Source organism: Halomonas halodenitrificans DSM 735 (assembly GCF_000620045.1).
Taxonomy (GTDB): Bacteria; Pseudomonadota; Gammaproteobacteria; order Pseudomonadales; family Halomonadaceae; genus Halomonas; species Halomonas halodenitrificans.
This window is the reverse complement of record NZ_JHVH01000003.1, coordinates 1-17,475: the sequence shown is the minus strand read 5'-3', so window position 1 is coordinate 17,475 and position 17,475 is coordinate 1. Positions and strand designations below refer to the sequence as shown.

The following is a 17,475-nucleotide window of genomic DNA, read 5'->3' as shown; positions in this document are numbered from 1 at the left end:
TCCTATCGGGTCTTGTCGGGTGTCGCTTCGAGCAGCAGCACGCCGGCCGCCTCGAGCAGGTCGTGGCGCTCGGCGGAGGCGGCCTCGCGCAGCGCCACGGTGGGGCCGTGCATCAACCGGTTGGTGAGCTGGTGGGCGAGACGTCGCACCACGGCCTCCGGGTCCTCGCCACGCTCCAGCCGCGTCAGCGCCTGCGCCAGGGAATGTTCACGGTGTGCCTCGCCACGCGAGCGGTAGTCGTGGATCAACTCGCCGCCACTGCGTATGCGAAGGTCATGCAGCCAGGCGCCCACGCCATGTTCGATCAGCGACTCCGCCTGGTCGGCGGCCACCTGGCGATGACGGCGATTCTCCGCGATCACCTCCTGGAGGTCATCCACCGTATAGAGGAAGATATCGGCGAGCTGGCCCACCTCGGGCTCGATATCCCGAGGCACGGCGATATCGACCATGAAGATCGGCCGGTGGCGGCGCTTCTTCAGCGCCCGCTCCACCATGCCCTTGCCCAGGATCGGCAACGGCGCCGCGGTCGAGGAGATGACGATATCCGCCTCCACCAGGGCATCGGGGATGGCGTCCAGGGTAATCGCCCGGCCTCCCAGGGGCGCGGCCAGCAACTCCCCCCGCTCACGGGTACGATTGGCCACGGTCAGCTGGCTGACGCCGGCTTCCACCAGGTGGCGGGCCACCAGTTCGATGGTCTCGCCGGCACCGATCAACAGCGCGCGGGCGCGGCCGAAATCATCGAAGATACGGCTCGCCAGGCTCACCGCCGCATAGGCGACCGACACCGGGTTGCGGCCGATGCCGGTTTCCGTCCGCACCTGCTTGGCCACGGCGAAGGTGTGCTGAAACAGGCACTCCAGCTCCTTGCCGATCCCGTTGCCCAGACGGCTGGTCTGGTAGGCCTCCTTGAGCTGACCGAGGATCTGGGGCTCACCCAGCACCATGGAATCCAGCCCTACCGCCACCCGCATCAGATGACGGGCGGCCTCGTTATCGAGATAATGATAGGCGCAGGTGGCGAGATCATCGACCGGCAGCCCATGGAAGCGACCCAGCCATTGCAGGATGGCCGCCTCCCCGTTGGCTTCGGCCTCGGTCACGCAGTAGAGCTCGGTGCGATTGCAGGTCGAGAGGACAGCCGCCTCCCTGACTTCGGGCAAGCCACGCAGCTCAGCCAGCGCAGCCTCCAGCTCGGCGGGGTCGAAGGCCACCTGTTCGCGCACCTCCACGGTGGCGGTTCGGTGATTGATTCCAAGGGCAATCAGCGTCATGCGTCGGGCATCTTGAACGTGGGGGTGTGCGGCCATTACCGCCTCGCTATCGAGGCGCCAGGATTCTATCACAGCCGACAGGCAATGGCCGCACCTCGGCGCCGCACCTTTGCCCACGACGGCCGAGCCGTTATGCTGAGGCCACCGCATCGCAAGCGAGACCCCCATGGCCCGCGTCCCCTTCTCCCTGTTAACCCCGCCGCTGGTGGTACCGGTACTGGCCCTGCTGTTGACCGGCTGTCAGTCGTGGCCGCTGGACAAAGGCCCTTCCCCGGCGATGGAGGACCCGCTGGCCGGAGCCCCACCCATCGAGAAGGGCCTCGATGCCGAGGGCCTCGCCGACTTGCTCACTGCGGAGCTGGCCGGCCAGCGCGGCGACTACCAACGCGCGGCCGAGGGCTATCTCATGGCTACCCGGCGCTATCGCAGCGCCGGCCTGGCGGAGCGTGCCGCACTGGCCGCCAGTTTCGGCAACGACCAGGAGCTGCTCGACCGTGCCGCCAGGGAGTGGCAGGGGCTGGCTCCCGACAGCGTCGCACCGGCCCGCCTGCTGGCCGGTCTCTCCGTCCAGCGTGGCGATTGGGACGAGGCTCTTCGCCAGCGGCTGGCGCTCGTCCGGGAAGGCGGCGACAGCGAGATTTCCTCGCTAGTGGAAGCGGCCCTGGCCGATGACGCCGATCCCGCGCCGCTACTGGCCGAACTGCGTGATTACCTGACCACGGCGCCGGAAGATGCACGTCGCCATGATGCCGAACTCGCGACCGCGATGCTCGAAGTGGCCGTCGGTGACGCTGCCGCCGCCGAACGCCGCCTGGAGCGCCTCGGCGCCCGGGCACCGGAGCTGCCGGCCCTGTGGCTGACTCGTGCCCGACTGGCCCAGGAGGCGGACGACCCGCGCGCCGCCCGCGCCGCCGCCCGTCGAGGCCTCACGGTCTCGCCCGGTGACCCACGCTTTATTCTCCTGCTGGCACAAAGCGAACTACGCCTGGGCAATGTCACCGCGGCCGAGGCCCGGACCCAGGCCCTGCTCGAGAAGCACACCGGTGATGCCGCCCTGCCTCTTGGGCTGGCGCGCCTCTACCTGGATGAAGGCCACCATGAGCCCGCTCGGCGCCTGCTGCTGCCGCTGACCGAGCTTCCCGACCCCCCACCCGAGGCCTTCCTGCTGCTGGGCGATATTGCCCGAGGCGAGGATGAGGTCGACAACGCCCTGCTTTATTATCGCCAGGTGCCGCCCGAGGAAGGCTTCCTGCTCAGCCGCCTGCGAGCGGCCGAGATGCTGATAGACAACGACCGCCTGAGCGATGCTCGCGATTTCCTGCACGGTGAACGATTGCGCCACGCCGAGCAGTATGGCGACCTGGTGACGCTGGAAGTGGAACTCCTCAACCAGGAAGGCCTCGACCAGGAGGCCGACACCCTCCTCGACCGAGAGCTGGCACGCACACCCGACGACGAACAGCTGCTTTATCTGCGCGGCATGCGTGCCTGGGAGGCAGGCGACCTGCAAGGCATGGAACGTGACCTGGGGCGCATCATCGAGCGCAATCCCGACAACGCCATGGCGCTCAACGCCCTGGGCTACACCCTCGCCGACCAGGGCCCGGCGTCACGACTCGACGAGGCGCGTGAGCTGATCGAGCGGGCTCACGCCCTCGAGCCCGACAATCCGGCGATCCTCGACAGCCTGGGCTGGGTGCGCTATCTCCAGGGTGACCCTCAGGAAGCCCTGCCCTGGCTCGAGCGCGCCTATCGTGACATGCCCGACCAGGAAGTCGCCGCCCACCTCGCCGAGGTGTTGTGGTCACTGGGCCGACACGATGAGGCCCGCGACCTGGTGCGCGAGGCCTTCAGGCGCCTCGACGAGCACCCGCAGCTCGACGAGCTGCTCCAGCGTACTCCCGAGCTGGCTCCCGCCGACACATCCCACTGACCACGAGACCATCATGCGACGCCACCCCTCTCTGCTTATCACGGCTGCCATGCTCCTGACATTGATCGCCGGCTGCGCCCGCCAGGCACCGCAGCCCGAGGGAGAGCGCACCCCTGGCCAGTGGCAGGACCAGCAGGCACGCCTGGAGTCACTGGATACCTGGCAGATCGCCGGCAAGGCCGGCCTACGCACCCCCGAAGACTCCACCAGTGCCAACCTGGACTGGAGCCAGTATCCCCACTATTACCGCCTGTTGATCAGCGGCCCCTTCGGCAGCGGTCGCAGCACCCTCGAGGGCCGCGAGGGCCGCTTCTCGATGACCACATCGGAAGGACGCTTCGAGGCCGAAACCCCCGAGGCCCTGATGGAGCAGCAGCTGGGCTGGTCGCTGCCACTCGGCGCACTCGCCGACTGGATTCGTGGCCTGCCCGGCGAAGACAGCGATTATCGACTCGAGGAGGACGCCCTGGGATTCCCGGCACGGATCACGCAGGCCGGCTGGGAGATCGACTACCGAGACTGGACCTATACCGACCGCTTGTGGCTGCCGCGCCGCCTGGTGATGCACTACGGTGATCTACGCGTCACCCTGGTGGTCAACGAATGGCGACCGGAGCTCGGCAATGACTGAACACGGGACGCCCCGGGCGAGCCTTGACCTGCCGGCCCCCGCCAAGCTCAATCGGATGCTGCATATCACGGGGCGACGGGCCGATGGCTACCATGAGCTGCAGACCCTGTTCCAGTTCCTCGACCACGGCGACACCCTGCGGCTCGCCCTGCGCCAGGACGGCGAGATCTCCCTGACACCGGACATTGCCGGCGTGCCCCATGACCAGAACCTGATCGTGCGCGCGGCGCACCTGCTCCAGTCCCGCCACGGCGGTACGCTAGGCGCGGACATTCACCTGGAGAAGCACCTTCCCCTGGGGGGCGGCCTCGGCGGAGGCAGCTCGGACGCCGCCACCGCCCTGCTCGGCCTCGCCACCCTCTGGGGACTGGAGCTATCCCTGGAACACCTCGCCGAACTGGGCCTCGCCCTCGGCGCCGATGTCCCCGTCTTCGTTCACGGGCGCGCCGCCTGGGCCGAGGGGGTCGGCGAACGCCTCACTCCGGTGGAGCTGGACACCCCCTGGTTCGTGGTGGTCCACCCCGGCATCGAGGTGGCCACGCCCACGGTGTTCCAGGCCCCCGAATTGACACGTCACACCCCCCCTATTACCATGGCGCGCGCCCTGCAGGGGGGAGCGCCCGATTGGCGCAACGACTGCGAGGCGACGGTCAGGTTGCACTATCCGCCGATATCCACGGTACTGGACTGGCTGGCTCGACGAGCCCCTACCATGCTGACCGGCACGGGTGCCTGCGTCTTTGCCCGCCTGGCAGACGAACAACAGGCCGATCGACTGTTGACCGAGATCGACGGCCGCTGGCGGGCCTTCAAGGCGCGCGGGCTGAACCGTTCTCCGCTGCATGACGTTCTGGATCGCTGATCACAGCCGATCCTCCCCCCCAGATGACCCAACACACTGCATAGGTGGCTGCGCGTGTCAAAATTGATGGTTTTCGCCGGGAATGCCAATCCCGAACTCGCTCGCAAGATCGCCGAGAGTCTGGACACCCGCCAAGGCAATGCCACGGTTGGCCAATTCAGCGACGGCGAGATCGCGGTCGAGATCAACGAGAACGTGCGCGGCAAGGACGTATTTGTTCTGCAGTCCACCTGTGCACCGACCAATGACAACCTGATGGAGCTGATCCTGATGATAGATTCCCTGCGCCGGGCATCTGCGTCACGGATCACCGCCGTGGTGCCCTACTTCGGCTACGCCCGTCAGGATCGTCGCGTGCGCTCCGCTCGCGTGCCGATCTCCGCCAAGATTGTCGCCGACATGATGGTCAAGGCCGGCGTCGACCGGGTGATGACCATGGACCTCCATGCCGATCAGATCCAGGGCTTCTTCGACGTGCCGGTAGACAACGTCTATGGCTCGCCGATCCTGCTCGACGACATCGAACGCCAGAACTACCAGAACCTGGTCGTGGTCTCCCCCGACGTGGGCGGCGTGGTACGCGCCCGTGCCATCGCCAAGCAACTCAATGCCGACCTCGCCATTATCGACAAGCGTCGTCCAGCGGCCAACCAGGCCCAGGTGATGCACATCATCGGCGAGATCGAAGGGCGCAACTGTGTAGTGGTGGACGACATGATCGACACCGCCGGCACCCTGTGCAAGGCCGGTGAAGCCCTCAAGGATCACGGGGCCGAACGCGTCGTCGCCTACGCCACTCACCCCATTCTTTCCGGGCCGGCGGTGGACAACATCGTCGACTCGGTGCTCGACGAAGTGGTTGTCGCCGATACCATTCCGCTCTCCGAGGCTGCATGCCGCAGCGGAAGAATCCGCCAGCTGAGCGTCGCCGGACTGATCGCCGAGGCGATTCGCCGGGTAAGCAACGAAGAATCCGTCAGCGCCATGTTTCACTGAGAGAGTTCCATTGAGGCTCATCTCAGGATAACAGGCGCCGGAAAGCGCCCTTCGGGGCACCCGAAAGCGTCAGGGCTCTGGTCGCGGTCCCTGACGTTTTCCTACTTCAAGCAAGAGGCAATTCCATGTCAGATTTCACTCTTAACGCCAGCGTTCGCAACGACCTGGGGAAAGGTGCGAGCCGCCGCCTGCGTCGTGCGAACGAGCAGGTTCCCGCCATCATCTATGGTGGCGAGAAGGAACCCCAGCCGATCGCCATCGAGAAGCCCGCCTTCTACAAGGCGATCGAGGAAGAGGTCTTTTTCTCCTCCGTCATCAATCTGGTTGTCGACGGCAAGAGCGAGCAGGTCGTTGTGCGTGACCTGCAGCGCCACCCCTACAAGCAGCTGGTGACCCACGCCGACTTCCTGCGCGTGGCAGCCAACCAGGAATTCACCACACGCGTGCCGCTGCACATTGCCGGTGAAGAGCACTGTGTCGGCATCAAGGATCAGGATGGCGAGCTTTACCATCTGGCCACCGACGTCGAGATCAGCTGCCTGCCCAAGGATCTGCCCGACTACCTGGAAATCGACATCAGCGACCTTGAGGTCGGCGCCATCAAGCACCTCTCCGACCTGGTGCTGCCGGCCGGCGTCAGCATCCCGGCGCTGGCGCTGGGCGAGGACCACGACGGTCCGGTCCTTAACATCGTCAAGGCCAAGGTGCGCTCCGCGGATGATGACGCGGAAGACGCCGAAGGCGAGGAAGGGAGCGAGTCGGGCGAGGAGTGATCCTCAACCGCTCCGGGGCCGCACCATGTGCGGCCCTTCTGCTGATGATCAAGCGCCCCGGCGCTTGATTTTTTTTGGAGCTGACACATGAGTCAGGTGAGAGCGATCATCGGACTGGGCAACCCCGGCGCCGACTACGAGGCGACCCGCCATAATGCCGGGGCCTGGCTGGTGGAGGCCGTCGCGCGCCGTGCCGGCAGCGGGCTGCGCGCCGACCGCAAGTTCCTGGGCCTGCACGCCAGGGTCCAGCTCGAGGGGTACGACCTCCATCTTCTCAATCCCACCACCTTCATGAATCGCAGCGGCGGTGCGGTAGCGGCGCTCTGTCAATTCTACAAGCTGACACCCGATGAGCTGCTGGTGGCCCACGATGAGCTCGACCTGCCTCCGGGCAGTGCCCGCTACAAGACCGGCGGTGGCCACGGCGGGCACAACGGCCTGCGGGATATCATCAGCGCCCTGGGTAACACCCGCGATTTCCACCGCCTGCGCATCGGCGTGGGGCATCCCGGGGACTCACGCCAGGTCACGAATTACGTCCTGGGCCGCCCCGGCAAGGCCGAGCATACGGCGATAGAGGCCGCCATCGACGAATGCCTGGCGACCCTGCCCGAGGCCCTCGACGGCCAGTGGGCCAAGGCCATGAACCGGCTGCATGGTTTTTCAGCCTCCGGCTGAAAAACAAGCTGTAAGCTTGAAGCCATGAGCTGGAAGAAAACCCACGTGCGCCATCACTCGGCGAGGCAATGGTTTGCCGTTTAGGGGTTACTTCAAGCTTCCAGCTTCAGGCTTCAGGCTTATAGCTCATGCCATGGGCATCTCTTAGAATGGCGAGCGGCTCTGCTCTCACCTTCTGGCACACCATTTTCAGGTACATCTTATGGGTTTCAATTGCGGTATCGTCGGCCTGCCCAATGTCGGCAAGTCGACTCTCTTCAACGCACTCACCAAGTCCGGCATTGACGCAGAGAACTTCCCCTTCTGCACCATCGAGCCCAACGTGGGCATCGTGCCCATGCCCGACCCTCGCCTCGACAAGCTGGCCGAGATCGTCAAGCCACAGAAGGTCCTGCCGACCACCATGGAGTTTGTCGATATCGCCGGCCTGGTCGCCGGGGCCTCCAAGGGTGAGGGGCTGGGCAACAAGTTCCTGGCCAATATCCGTGAGACCCAGGCCATCGCCCATGTGGTGCGCTGTTTCGACAACGACAACGTGATCCACGTCGCCAACCAGGTCGATCCGCGTGCCGATATCGAGATCATCAACATGGAACTCGCGCTGGCCGACCTCGACACCGTGGAGCGTGCCATCCAGCGCCTGGTGCGCGTGGCCAAGGGCGGCGACAAGGAAGCCATCGCCACCAAGGCGATCCTCGAGCGCATCCAGCCTCACCTGGCCGAGGGCATGCCGCTGCGGAGCTTCGGATTGGACGACGATGACCGGCATCAGCTCAAGGGCTTCGGCTTTCTGACCCTCAAGCCCACCATGTACATCGCCAACGTCAACGAGGACGGCTTCGCGTCCAACCCCTACCTGGACGTGGTCCGCGAGATCGCCGAGGAAGAGGGCGCCGTCGTGGTACCGGTGTGCAACCAGCTGGAGGCCGAGATCGCCGAGCTGGACGACGAGGAACGCACCATGTTCCTCGCCGAGATGGGCATGGAAGAGCCCGGGCTCGATCGCGTTATTCGTGCCGGCTACGCCCTGCTCGGCCTGCAGACCTACTTCACCGCCGGGGTCAAGGAAGTGCGCGCCTGGACCGTGAAGGTGGGCGCCACCGCCCCGGAAGGCGCCGGCGTGATCCACACCGACTTCCAGAAGGGCTTTATCCGCGCCGAAGTCATCGCCTACGAGGACTTCGTCTCGCTGGGCGGTGAACAGGGTGCCAAGGATGCCGGCAAGTGGCGCCTTGAGGGCAAGGAATACATCGTCCAGGACGGCGACGTGATCCACTTCCGCTTCAACGTCTGAGCCCCGACTCGGATGACAGGCGCCCCCGCACTCCCGGGGGCGCTTGCGTTGAGGGGCCGTGTGCGCTCCTGTAACGAGGTCTCCCCCGACCCACCCGGTGCATGCCACAATAGGGACATCACCCAGTGACAAGGAGAGCCACCATGCCCTGGAAGATCGACAGGCCCGACGCCGAATGGCGTGACATGCTCACTCCGGAGCAGTACCGCGTCACCCGGGAAAAGGGCACCGAGCCCCCCTTCAGCGGTGATTGCCGAGTCACTCGTGAGCACGGCATCTATCACTGTGTATGCTGCCATGCGCCATTGTTCGAGAACGAGCACAAGTTCGATGCCGGCTGTGGCTGGCCGAGCTTCGATCGGCCCATGACGCCGTCGTGTGTCGAGGAACACCTCGACACCACCCACGGCATGCGTCGCATCGAGATAAGCTGTGCACGCTGCAGTGCACATCTCGGTCATGTTTTTCCCGACGGCCCGGTCGATACCACCGGGCAGCGCTACTGCCTCAACTCCGTGGCGCTGGACTTCCGCCCCGGAGAATAACCCGACAAGGATCCTGCCGCGGCCGTGCATCTGCTAAGATGGGCGGCCGTTTTATTGAAGGCAGGAGAGGCCCATGCTCGGCTGGTTCCCGGGACACATGAACAAGGCACGGCGCCAGATCACCGAGGCGTTGCCGGAGGTCGATGTGGTGGTCGAGGTCCTCGACGCCCGCCTGCCCTACTCCAGCGCCAATCCCATGCTGGCCGAGCTCACCCGCCACAAGCCGGTGCTCAAGATCCTCTCCCGAGCCGACCTCGCCGACCCCGAGCGGACAAGGGAGTGGGTGGCCCATTTCGACGCCCAGCCCGATATGCGCGCCCTCGCCGTGACCACCACCAACGCTCGGGAGCTCAAGCGCATCCCTCGGCTCTGCCACGAGCTCGCGGGTCAGGTCCGCGCCGACCGTGACGTGCGCGTGATGGTGATGGGCATCCCCAACGTGGGCAAGTCGACCCTGATCAACGGCCTCGCCGGCAAGAGCATCGCCAGGACCGGCAACGAGCCGGCGGTCACCAAGCGTCAGCAGAAGGTTCGCATCAACGGCCGGGTGGCCCTTATCGATACCCCCGGAGTGCTGTGGCCCAAGATCGAGGATCAGGCCAGCGCCTACCGTCTGGCGGTCAGCGGCGCCATTCGCGACACTGCCATCGACTATGTGGACGTGGCCATGATCGGCGCCGCCGAGCTGGCCAGACGCTACCCCGAGGCCCTCAAGGCGCGCTATCGGCTCAAGGCCCTACCCGGCTATCGGGCCAACCCCGACGCCGCCCGGGTAGAGGCCGACGGCCCGGAACGGGTTGACCTGCTCGCCATCGCCGGTTTCGATGGCCACGCCATCCTCTCCGAGATCGCCGGCAAGCGCGGCGGCCTGCGCCCCGGTGGCGAAGTGGATCTGCACCGCGGTGCCGAGGTGCTGCTCCACGAGCTGCGCGACGGCAAGCTCGGCCGCCTGACCCTGGAAACGCCTGCGGATATACCGCCGGAGCCGGCACCCGAGCCGGACGGCAACGATGCCGCGCCCTCCTCGCACAACGCCTAAGCCTATCGCCCCCGCCGACCAGGACACCGAACGACATGGACACCCCCCTCCGCAAATCCCACAAGCTGCACAACGTCTGCTACGACATCCGCGGCCCGGTGCTCGACCACGCCAAGCGACTGGAAGAGGAAGGTCAGCGCATTCTCAAGCTCAATATCGGCAACCCCGCCCCCTTCGGGTTCGAGGCCCCCGAGGAGATCCTGCAGGACGTGATGCACAACCTGCCGACCGCCCAGGGGTACTGCGACTCCAAGGGGCTCTACTCGGCACGCAAGGCGATCATGCAGGAGTGCCAGCGACGGGAAATTCCGGGCGTGGGTGTCGAGGATATCTACATCGGCAACGGCGTCTCCGAGCTGATCGTGATGACTCTCCAGGCTCTGCTCAACGACGGCGACGAGGTGCTGATCCCCGCCCCCGACTATCCGCTGTGGACCGCCGCCGCCAATCTCTCCGGCGGCCATGGCGTGCACTATCTGTGCGACGAACAGGCGGACTGGGCGCCGGACATGGACGATATTCGCGCCAAGATCACCGCCCATACCCGGGCCATCGTGATCATCAACCCCAATAATCCCACCGGCGCCGTCTATCCGCCCGAGGTCGTGCGTGAGCTGCTGGAGATCGCCCGCCAGCACGACCTGGTAGTGTTCTCCGACGAAATCTACGACAAGATCCTCTACGACGACGTCGAGCATGTCTCCACCGGTGCCCTGGCCGGCGAGGACCAGCTGGTGGTGACTTTCAACGGCCTCTCCAAGAGCTATCGCTGTGCCGGTTTCCGCTCGGGCTGGATGATCCTCTCCGGCAATATCGCCAAGCAACGGGCCGCCGATTTCATCCAGGGGCTGACCATGCTCGCCTCCATGCGCCTGTGTGCCAACGTGCCGGCCCAGCATGCCATCCAGACCGCACTGGGCGGCTACCAATCGGTCAATGACCTGATCCTGCCCGGCGGCCGCCTGCGGGCCCAGCGCGATATCACCTTCGAAAAGCTCAACGCCATTCCCGGCGTCTCCTGCGTGAAGCCGAAGGGAGCGCTCTACGCCTTCCCGCGCCTCGACCCCAAGGTCTTCGATATTCAGGATGACCAACAGATGGTGCTGGACCTGCTGCTGCAGGAGAAGATCCTGCTGGTACAGGGGACCGCCTTCAACTGGCCGGATCCCGACCATGTGCGCATCGTGACCCTGCCCTGGGCCGACCAGCTCGGCGACGCCCTGGATCGCTTCGCCCACTTCCTGTCGCGCTATCGCCAGTAGCGCGTCACGGGCCCGGCGACCCCGAAGCTTGAAACCCACACCGCCCGGCCGTATCTAAGCAATAGCTTGAACACGCCGCCCACCCCGGGCGGCTCCTTTCGATGATCGATGGAGATCCACCGACATGATGCGCATCCTGCTCTTTCTGGCCACCAACCTGGCGGTACTGCTGGTGGCCAGCGTCACCCTGCGCCTGCTGGGCGTGGACAGCTACCTCAGCGACCAGGGCATCAATTTCCAGAGCCTGCTGATCTTCTGCTTTATCTTCGGCATGGCCGGCTCGATGGTCTCGCTGTTCATCTCCAAGTGGATGGCCAAGCGCAGCACCGGCACCGTGCTGATCGACACGCCCTCCAATGCCACCGAGAAGTGGCTGGTGGACACCGTGGCGGAGCTGGCCCGGGACGCCGGCATCAAGACCCCGGAAGTGGGCATCTTCCCCGCCCAGCAGTCCAACGCCTTCGCCACCGGCTGGAACAAGAATGACGCCCTGGTGGCGGTCTCCGCCGGCCTGCTCAATCGCATGCGCCCCGAAGAGGTGCGTGCGGTGCTGGCCCACGAGATCGGCCATGTGGCCAACGGCGACATGGTGACCCTGGCCCTGGTCCAGGGCGTGGTGAACACCTTCGTGATGTTCTTCGCCCGGGTGGTCGCCCAGCTGGTCGACCAGTTCCTGCGCGCCCGCAGCGATGGCGAAGGCGGCCTGGGGTTCATGGGGTACTTCGCGGTGGTGATGGTCGCCGAAATCGTCTTCGGCATCGCCGCCTCGGCCATCGTCGCCTGGTTCTCGCGCTTTCGCGAATATCGCGCCGACGCCGCCGGCGCCAAGCTGGCCGGCTCCGGCGCCATGATCAACGCCCTGACGCGGCTCAAGGCCGAGACCGAGCTGCCCGACCAGATGCCCGACACCCTGCGCGCCATGGCCATCACCAAGGGCCAGACCCGCTCGCTGGTGGAGCGCCTGTTCGCCAGCCACCCGCCTTTGGATGATCGCATCCGTGCGCTCAAGGAAGCGGCCTACCGGCAGTAGGACCGATCCACAGCGGGCCACCCGCCCCTGCTCTCGGTACCGGCAGTAGGACCGATCCGCAGCGGACCACCCGCCCTTGCTCTCGGTACCGGCCGCATCCGTGCCTTCAAGGAAGCGGCCTACCGGCAGTAGCCTTTCCTCAAGTCAGACAACGCAAGGGGCCCGCCATTGGCGGGCCCACTGCGTCTCGGCTTGTCTTCAAGGCTCAGGAATTCGTGATCCGAAACCCCGCTCCCGCCAGCAGCGCGGCCAGGTGCCGGTCCTCTGCCGCCTGGGCTATTTCCAGGGTGGCGAATTCTCGGCGCAGCGGGTAGTTGGCCCGACAGGCATCGAAGCCTTTGGCCATGCCCTGCCGACGGCTCGCGCGCCCCAGGGAGTCGTGGTCGCGGCGTGGATCGTAGACGGCGCGCATGACCAGGCGCAGGGCGTCCTCGGGCTCGAGCCCGCCACCCAGCTCGAGGGAGCGCAGCGGCGGAGCCGGCAGGAGTTCTTCGAGGGTCTCCCGGCATGGCAGGCCAACGTCACGGCACAGCGCCCGGTAGATCTGATGGGTGCCACGCAGCTTGCCGTCGAGGCTATAACCGGCGATATGCGGCGTGACGATCTCGGCAAGCTCCCCCAGCGCCGTATCGATGCCCGGCTCGTCCTCGAAGACATCGAGAATCGCGCTGATATCACCCTCGCCGGCCAGGCGAGCGCGCAGGGCCTGACCGTCGACACAGTCACCCCGCCCCGCATTGAGCAGCACCGTGCCCGGTGTCAGGGCCGCGATGCACTCGGCATTCAGCAGGTGGTGGGTGGCATGGGCTCCCTCGCGCACCAGCGGGGTATGCAGGCAGAGAACGTCGCACTCCGCGATCAGGGTATCCAGGCTCACGAAGCGGGCCGGGGCCTGTCCCCCGGCGCCCGCCTCCTGGGTGCTCTCTCTCTCAGTGCTCTCTGCTTCAATCCGGGGCGGGTCGCAGGCCAGGCAGTCGATGCCCATGGCCGCAAGGCGCGCCAGCAGGCGCCCGCCCACGTTGCCGGCCCCGACGACCCCAATCCGGCGGTCGGCGAGCCGCCAGCCTTGCCGCTCGGCCAGCGTCAGCAGGCTGACCAGCACATAGTCGACCACCGCCTCGGCGTTGCAGCCCGGGGCGCTGGCGAAGGCGATGCCGTACTCGGCCAGCAACCGGGTATCGATATGGTCGGTCCCGATGGTGCAGGTGCCAACGAAGCGCAAGCGCGAGGCCTCGGCGAGCAGCGCCTCGTCGACACGGGTAATGGAGCGTACCACCAGGGCATCGACGCCACGCAGCGCTTCGGCATCGATCGCGCGACCCGGCAGGCGAACCACCTCGCCCAGCGCCGCGAAACACGCCTCGGCGGCAGGCACATTGGCATCGACGAGTATTTTCATAAGGCGTTGTTCCGCTCCGGCAAGGCATTACAATACGCACTACCTTATCACCTCGCCGTCCAGGCCGGCACAGAGCAGTTCGGGGGCTTCATGATCATTCGCTGGGAAACCAACCATGACTATGTCCTGGTGCATATCCACCAGGACATGTTCGGCGACTGGATCTTCAGCCGCGCCTGGGGGCAGATCGGCACCCAGTTCGGGGGGTTGAAGCACCAGCTGGCCGATGACCGCGACCAGACGCTGATGTGGCTGGCGGATGAGGCCACCATCCAGGCGTCACGGGGCTTTCACAAGGTGTTGGAAGTGGAAGACAACAGCCCCGAAGGGCGCGAGGCTGTCAGCCAGCTATCACTGCTGGATGGGATATGAGCCCTCTAGTTCCCGGCCCCCCGCGTGGCGGGATAGCTGCCCCGACCGAAGGGTGACGAGGGGCCTCCGCCGGCGATGGAGCGCTGACGGTGATAGAGAAAGACGAGTGCGAGAAGCGGCAGGCCGACCACGTCGGTCAGCAGTCCCGGCTTGATCATCGCCAGGGCGCATCCCAGTATCAGCAGGCGCTCATACCAGAGCATTCGGGTTACCAGATAGCCCTGAGTCACGGCAACGAAGGCGAACATGCCGACCGCCGCAGTGAAGATGACCCAGACACCGCGAAGCCAGCTATCCACATGCAGGATCAGCTCCGGATTAAAGAAGAACATGAACGGCAGGATGACGGTGCGCAGATCATAGGTAAAGCCCTGGACGCCGGTACGCACCGGGTCGGCCCGAGAGATGGCCGAGGCGGCATAGGCGGCCAGCCCCACTGGCGGCGTGTCATCGGCAAGAATGCCGAAGTAGAAGACGAACAGATGAATCGCCACGATGGGCACCTCGAGGCCGACGTCGCCGGCCAGATTGGCCACTACCGGCGCCACCAGTGCCGCCATCACGATATAGTTGGCCGTGGTGGGCAGGCCGATACCCAGGATCAGCGAGGTGGTCGCGGCCAGAATCAGCACCAGCCAGATATTGCCCATGGATAGCACACCGATGACCTGGGTCAGGCCATAACCCAGGTTGGTCATGGTCACCATGCCGACGATGATGCCCGCCGCAGCGGTAGCGACGGCGATGGTCGTCATGTTGCGGGCCCCCTTCTCGAGCCCGTCGAAGACCAGCCTTGCGCCCTGCCACAAGCCGGTGACGAGCCCCCCCAGCCTGCGGGTATCACGCAGGCAACGCCAGGTCTCCTGGAGCAGAATCACGACAATCAACAGGATCAGGGCGTTCAGCGCACTGCGCTCGGGAGTGAGCTGAACCCACATCAGCTCATAGAGCAGAAACGCCACCGGCACCAGGTAGTGCACGCCTTTAATGAAGGTTGCCCAGAACGGCGGCAGTTCGCTGCGTGGCATGCCGACCAGATTCAACTTGAGTGCCTCCAGGTGCACGGTAAACACCAGCCCCATATAGGACAGAAGCGCCGGCACCAGGGCATAGAGGATCAGCTCGGAATAGGGAATATTCAGGAAGGTTGCCATGATGAAGGCGGCGGCCCCCATGATTGGCGGCATCAGCTGGCCATTGGTGGATGCCGCGCATTCGATGGCGCCGGCCTTGATCGGCGGATAACCGATCTTTTTCATCAGCGGAATGGTGAAGGTGCCGGTCGTCACGGTATTGGCGGTGGAGGAGCCGGAGATGATACCGGTCAGCAGGCTCGCGACCACCGCCGCCTTCGCCGGGCCACCACGGTAGGTACCCAGGCCGCTATAGGCGAGATCGACAAAATACTGGCCCGCCCCGGCTCGGTCGAGCAGCGCACCGAACAACACGAACAGGAACACGAAGGAGGCCGATACCTGAATCGGTGTTCCCCAGATGCCTTCCGTGGTGATATACAGCTGCTGGATGATCTGGTCCCAGCCGTAGCCGTTGTGCAGGAAGATCACGTCCGGCGGGGTCACCGGGATGATGCCGGCGGGACCGGTAATGCCATACAGGATGACGATGCCGGCGATGATCGGCAGGGCAATGCCGACGATGCGCGCGGCCGCCAGGGCCAGGACAATCAGCAGGGCCGACCCCATCCACACATCGCGCGCGATGGGTAAGCCGCCCTGCACCGCCACCAGGTTGTAATAATTGATAACGACATACAGCGCCGTCACCGCCCCGACGCCGGCCTGCAGCCAGTCATACCAGGGAATGCGCTCGCCGGGGCCATGCTTGCCGGGGTAGGACAGAAACGCCAGGGCGAAGCCGAAGGTCAGGTGGAAGGCGCCGAGCTTCTGCGGACTGAGAGACCCGAAATAGGTCGCATAGAGCTGAAACAGGCTCCAGCCGACGGCGAGCAGGACCAGTAGCCAGCGCTGCCAGCGGCCATGTGGCATCCGTGCGCCATAATCGCTTTCGGCGACGATCCGCTGCGCCTCGCCACCATTGCCTTCGGCCCCATTGGCAGTCGCCCTAGCGTCCGGATCCTTGACGGGCTGATCGGCCATGGTGTTGCGCCCCTATGACAGTGTGCTGGCTAAGGCCCTGCGCCGGCCTCCTGCTCTTCAGGCGAGATTGCGGGCTTCGGGCGTGATGCGCTGACTGGCCGCCCGAAGCTCGCGGGACCGACACTCACTGCTCGGGCTTGAGGCTGTCGGAAACCTCCACATCCTGTTCTTCGAAGAACTTGACCGCCCCTGGATGCAAGGGAATGGACATGCCATCCAGGCCCGCTTCGACGGTAAAGAACTTTTCGAGATTGGGGTTCTGGATATCACTGTAGAAAGTATCCAGCTTCTCGTTGAACACCGTGTTCATGAAGGTATAGACCGTCTCCTCGGACAGGTCGGCGGAGGCGCCCAGCATGGCCTTGAGGGTGACCGTCTGAACGTCCTCATCAGCACCGGGATAGGTCCCGCCCGGAATGGTGAAGGGCGTGTAAAAGTCGAATTCTTCCTGGAGTTGATCGAGCGGGTCCTGGTCGATGGATATGACGGTGATGGATGCCGTCTGGGCCGCCTCGACGATCGCCGAGGAGCCCAGGCCCACGGTATAAAACATGGCGGCAATCTTGTCGTCTCGCAGCAGCCCCACTGCATCGCCAGAGCTTCCCCGCACCGTCGCCTTCAGGTCATCGAAGGCGACATCGAAGGCACCCATGATATTCATGGCATCCTGCTCGGTGCCGGAGCCCACATCGCCGACATAGACTCGCTTGCCGGCCAGGTCATCGACGCTATCGATATTCGCGTCCTCCCGGGCCAGGATATGGATGGCCTCCGGGTACAGGCCGACCAGCCCGCGCAGATTGTCTATCTTGTTACCCTCGAACGCCTCGACCCCGGTGCCATGGTAGGCGTAATAGGCAATATTGTTCTGCATCAGCCCCATCTGCAGCGAGCCCTCGCCGATGGCATTGGCATTGAATACCGAGGCCCCCGTGGAGCGAGCGTTGGCGCGTAGCCCGACATCGGACTCGCTGAGAATCTTGGCCATCCCCACCGCCGTGGGGTAGTACAGGCCCGACGTGGAGCCGGAGCCGATGGTGAGAAAAACCGTTGACTGGGCCGAGGCGACGCCCGTGCACAGGGCCATGCCCAGGGTCGCCGCCGTCAATCGCTTGCCGAATTTCCAGCACATGATTGCCACCCCCATCATTGTCTGAATGCCGCAATTTTCAGGTTCTTCGTCGTTTCATGTGGATTTGGCCTGATCGAACAGGCGGCCTACCGGGCTGCCAATCAGGTAGATCATGGCGATGAAGTTGGCCTCATT

General features: G+C 65.2%; 16 protein-coding genes. 12 read left to right on the top strand and 4 right to left on the bottom strand.

From position 1 onward, the window contains the following. Window positions 1-2: 2 nt before the first annotated feature. The gene (gene hemA, locus Q358_RS0103680) at window positions 3-1,277 is read right to left on the bottom strand and encodes a glutamyl-tRNA reductase (RefSeq protein WP_027960810.1); all 1,275 of its coding nucleotides are present in this window, start codon (window positions 1,275-1,277) and stop codon (window positions 3-5) included. A gap of 166 nt (window positions 1,278-1,443) precedes the next feature. Between hemA and Q358_RS0103675 the strand changes: the two genes are divergently transcribed. The 11 genes from Q358_RS0103675 (at window position 1,444) to htpX (ending at window position 12,320) form a co-directional block, all read left to right on the top strand. Next, window positions 1,444-3,210 (top strand): tetratricopeptide repeat protein, encoded by a 1,767-nt coding sequence (locus Q358_RS0103675; protein ID WP_043487616.1) that lies wholly within the window; start codon window positions 1,444-1,446, stop codon window positions 3,208-3,210. 13 nt (window positions 3,211-3,223) lie between these two features. Beyond that, a complete protein-coding gene (gene lolB, locus Q358_RS0103670; RefSeq protein WP_027960808.1) occupies window positions 3,224-3,841 on the top strand; it encodes a lipoprotein insertase outer membrane protein LolB in 618 nt (205 codons plus the stop codon). After that, window positions 3,834-4,703, top strand: coding sequence for a 4-(cytidine 5'-diphospho)-2-C-methyl-D-erythritol kinase (ispE, locus tag Q358_RS0103665; protein ID WP_027960807.1), 870 nt, complete (start codon window positions 3,834-3,836; stop codon window positions 4,701-4,703). Before lolB ends, ispE begins: the two co-directional genes overlap by 8 nt. Window positions 4,704-4,757: 54 nt before the next feature. Then, a complete protein-coding gene (locus Q358_RS0103660; RefSeq protein ID WP_027960806.1) occupies window positions 4,758-5,699 on the top strand; it encodes a ribose-phosphate pyrophosphokinase in 942 nt (313 codons plus the stop codon). A gap of 125 nt (window positions 5,700-5,824) precedes the next feature. Next, on the top strand, window positions 5,825-6,472 hold the full coding sequence (locus Q358_RS0103655) for a 50S ribosomal protein L25/general stress protein Ctc (protein WP_027960805.1): 648 nt from the start codon (window positions 5,825-5,827) through the stop codon (window positions 6,470-6,472). Between the two features lie 87 nt (window positions 6,473-6,559). Next, complete coding sequence (pth, locus tag Q358_RS0103650) at window positions 6,560-7,150, top strand: aminoacyl-tRNA hydrolase (RefSeq protein ID WP_027960804.1); 591 nt, start codon at window positions 6,560-6,562, stop codon at window positions 7,148-7,150. A gap of 202 nt (window positions 7,151-7,352) precedes the next feature. Beyond that, window positions 7,353-8,444: a redox-regulated ATPase YchF gene (gene ychF / locus Q358_RS0103645; protein WP_027960803.1), complete on the top strand. Its 1,092-nt coding sequence runs from the start codon at window positions 7,353-7,355 to the stop codon at window positions 8,442-8,444. 143 nt (window positions 8,445-8,587) lie between these two features. Then, complete coding sequence (gene msrB / locus Q358_RS0103640; RefSeq protein ID WP_027960802.1) at window positions 8,588-8,989, top strand: peptide-methionine (R)-S-oxide reductase MsrB; 402 nt, start codon at window positions 8,588-8,590, stop codon at window positions 8,987-8,989. Window positions 8,990-9,062: 73 nt separating this feature from the next. After that, window positions 9,063-10,028, top strand: coding sequence for a ribosome biogenesis GTPase YlqF (gene ylqF, locus Q358_RS0103635; protein WP_027960801.1), 966 nt, complete (start codon window positions 9,063-9,065; stop codon window positions 10,026-10,028). A 35-nt stretch (window positions 10,029-10,063) separates the two neighbouring features. Further along, entirely contained in the window at window positions 10,064-11,290 is a 1,227-nt protein-coding gene (locus Q358_RS0103630; protein WP_027960800.1) for a pyridoxal phosphate-dependent aminotransferase, read from the top strand. Window positions 11,291-11,414: 124 nt separating this feature from the next. Continuing rightward, window positions 11,415-12,320, top strand: a complete 906-nt coding sequence (gene htpX / locus Q358_RS0103625; protein WP_027960799.1) for a protease HtpX — start codon at window positions 11,415-11,417, stop codon at window positions 12,318-12,320. Window positions 12,321-12,525: 205 nt separating this feature from the next. On the opposite strand, the gene pdxB is transcribed toward htpX, so the two are convergent. Beyond that, window positions 12,526-13,719: a 4-phosphoerythronate dehydrogenase PdxB gene (gene pdxB, locus Q358_RS0103620; RefSeq protein WP_027960798.1), complete on the bottom strand. Its 1,194-nt coding sequence runs from the start codon at window positions 13,717-13,719 to the stop codon at window positions 12,526-12,528. Between the two features lie 90 nt (window positions 13,720-13,809). Here pdxB and Q358_RS0103615 point away from each other — a divergent pair, with 90 nt between their 5' ends. Beyond that, a complete protein-coding gene (locus Q358_RS0103615) occupies window positions 13,810-14,091 on the top strand; it encodes a hypothetical protein (protein ID WP_027960797.1) in 282 nt (93 codons plus the stop codon). 5 nt (window positions 14,092-14,096) lie between these two features. Here Q358_RS0103615 and Q358_RS16470 read toward each other — a convergent pair whose 3' ends face one another. Together Q358_RS16470 and Q358_RS0103605 are read right to left on the bottom strand one after the other, a co-directional pair. After that, a complete protein-coding gene (locus Q358_RS16470) occupies window positions 14,097-16,208 on the bottom strand; it encodes a TRAP transporter permease (RefSeq protein ID WP_084286428.1) in 2,112 nt (703 codons plus the stop codon). A 124-nt stretch (window positions 16,209-16,332) separates the two neighbouring features. Then, complete coding sequence (locus Q358_RS0103605; RefSeq protein WP_027960796.1) at window positions 16,333-17,340, bottom strand: TAXI family TRAP transporter solute-binding subunit; 1,008 nt, start codon at window positions 17,338-17,340, stop codon at window positions 16,333-16,335. Window positions 17,341-17,475 lie beyond the last annotated feature (135 nt).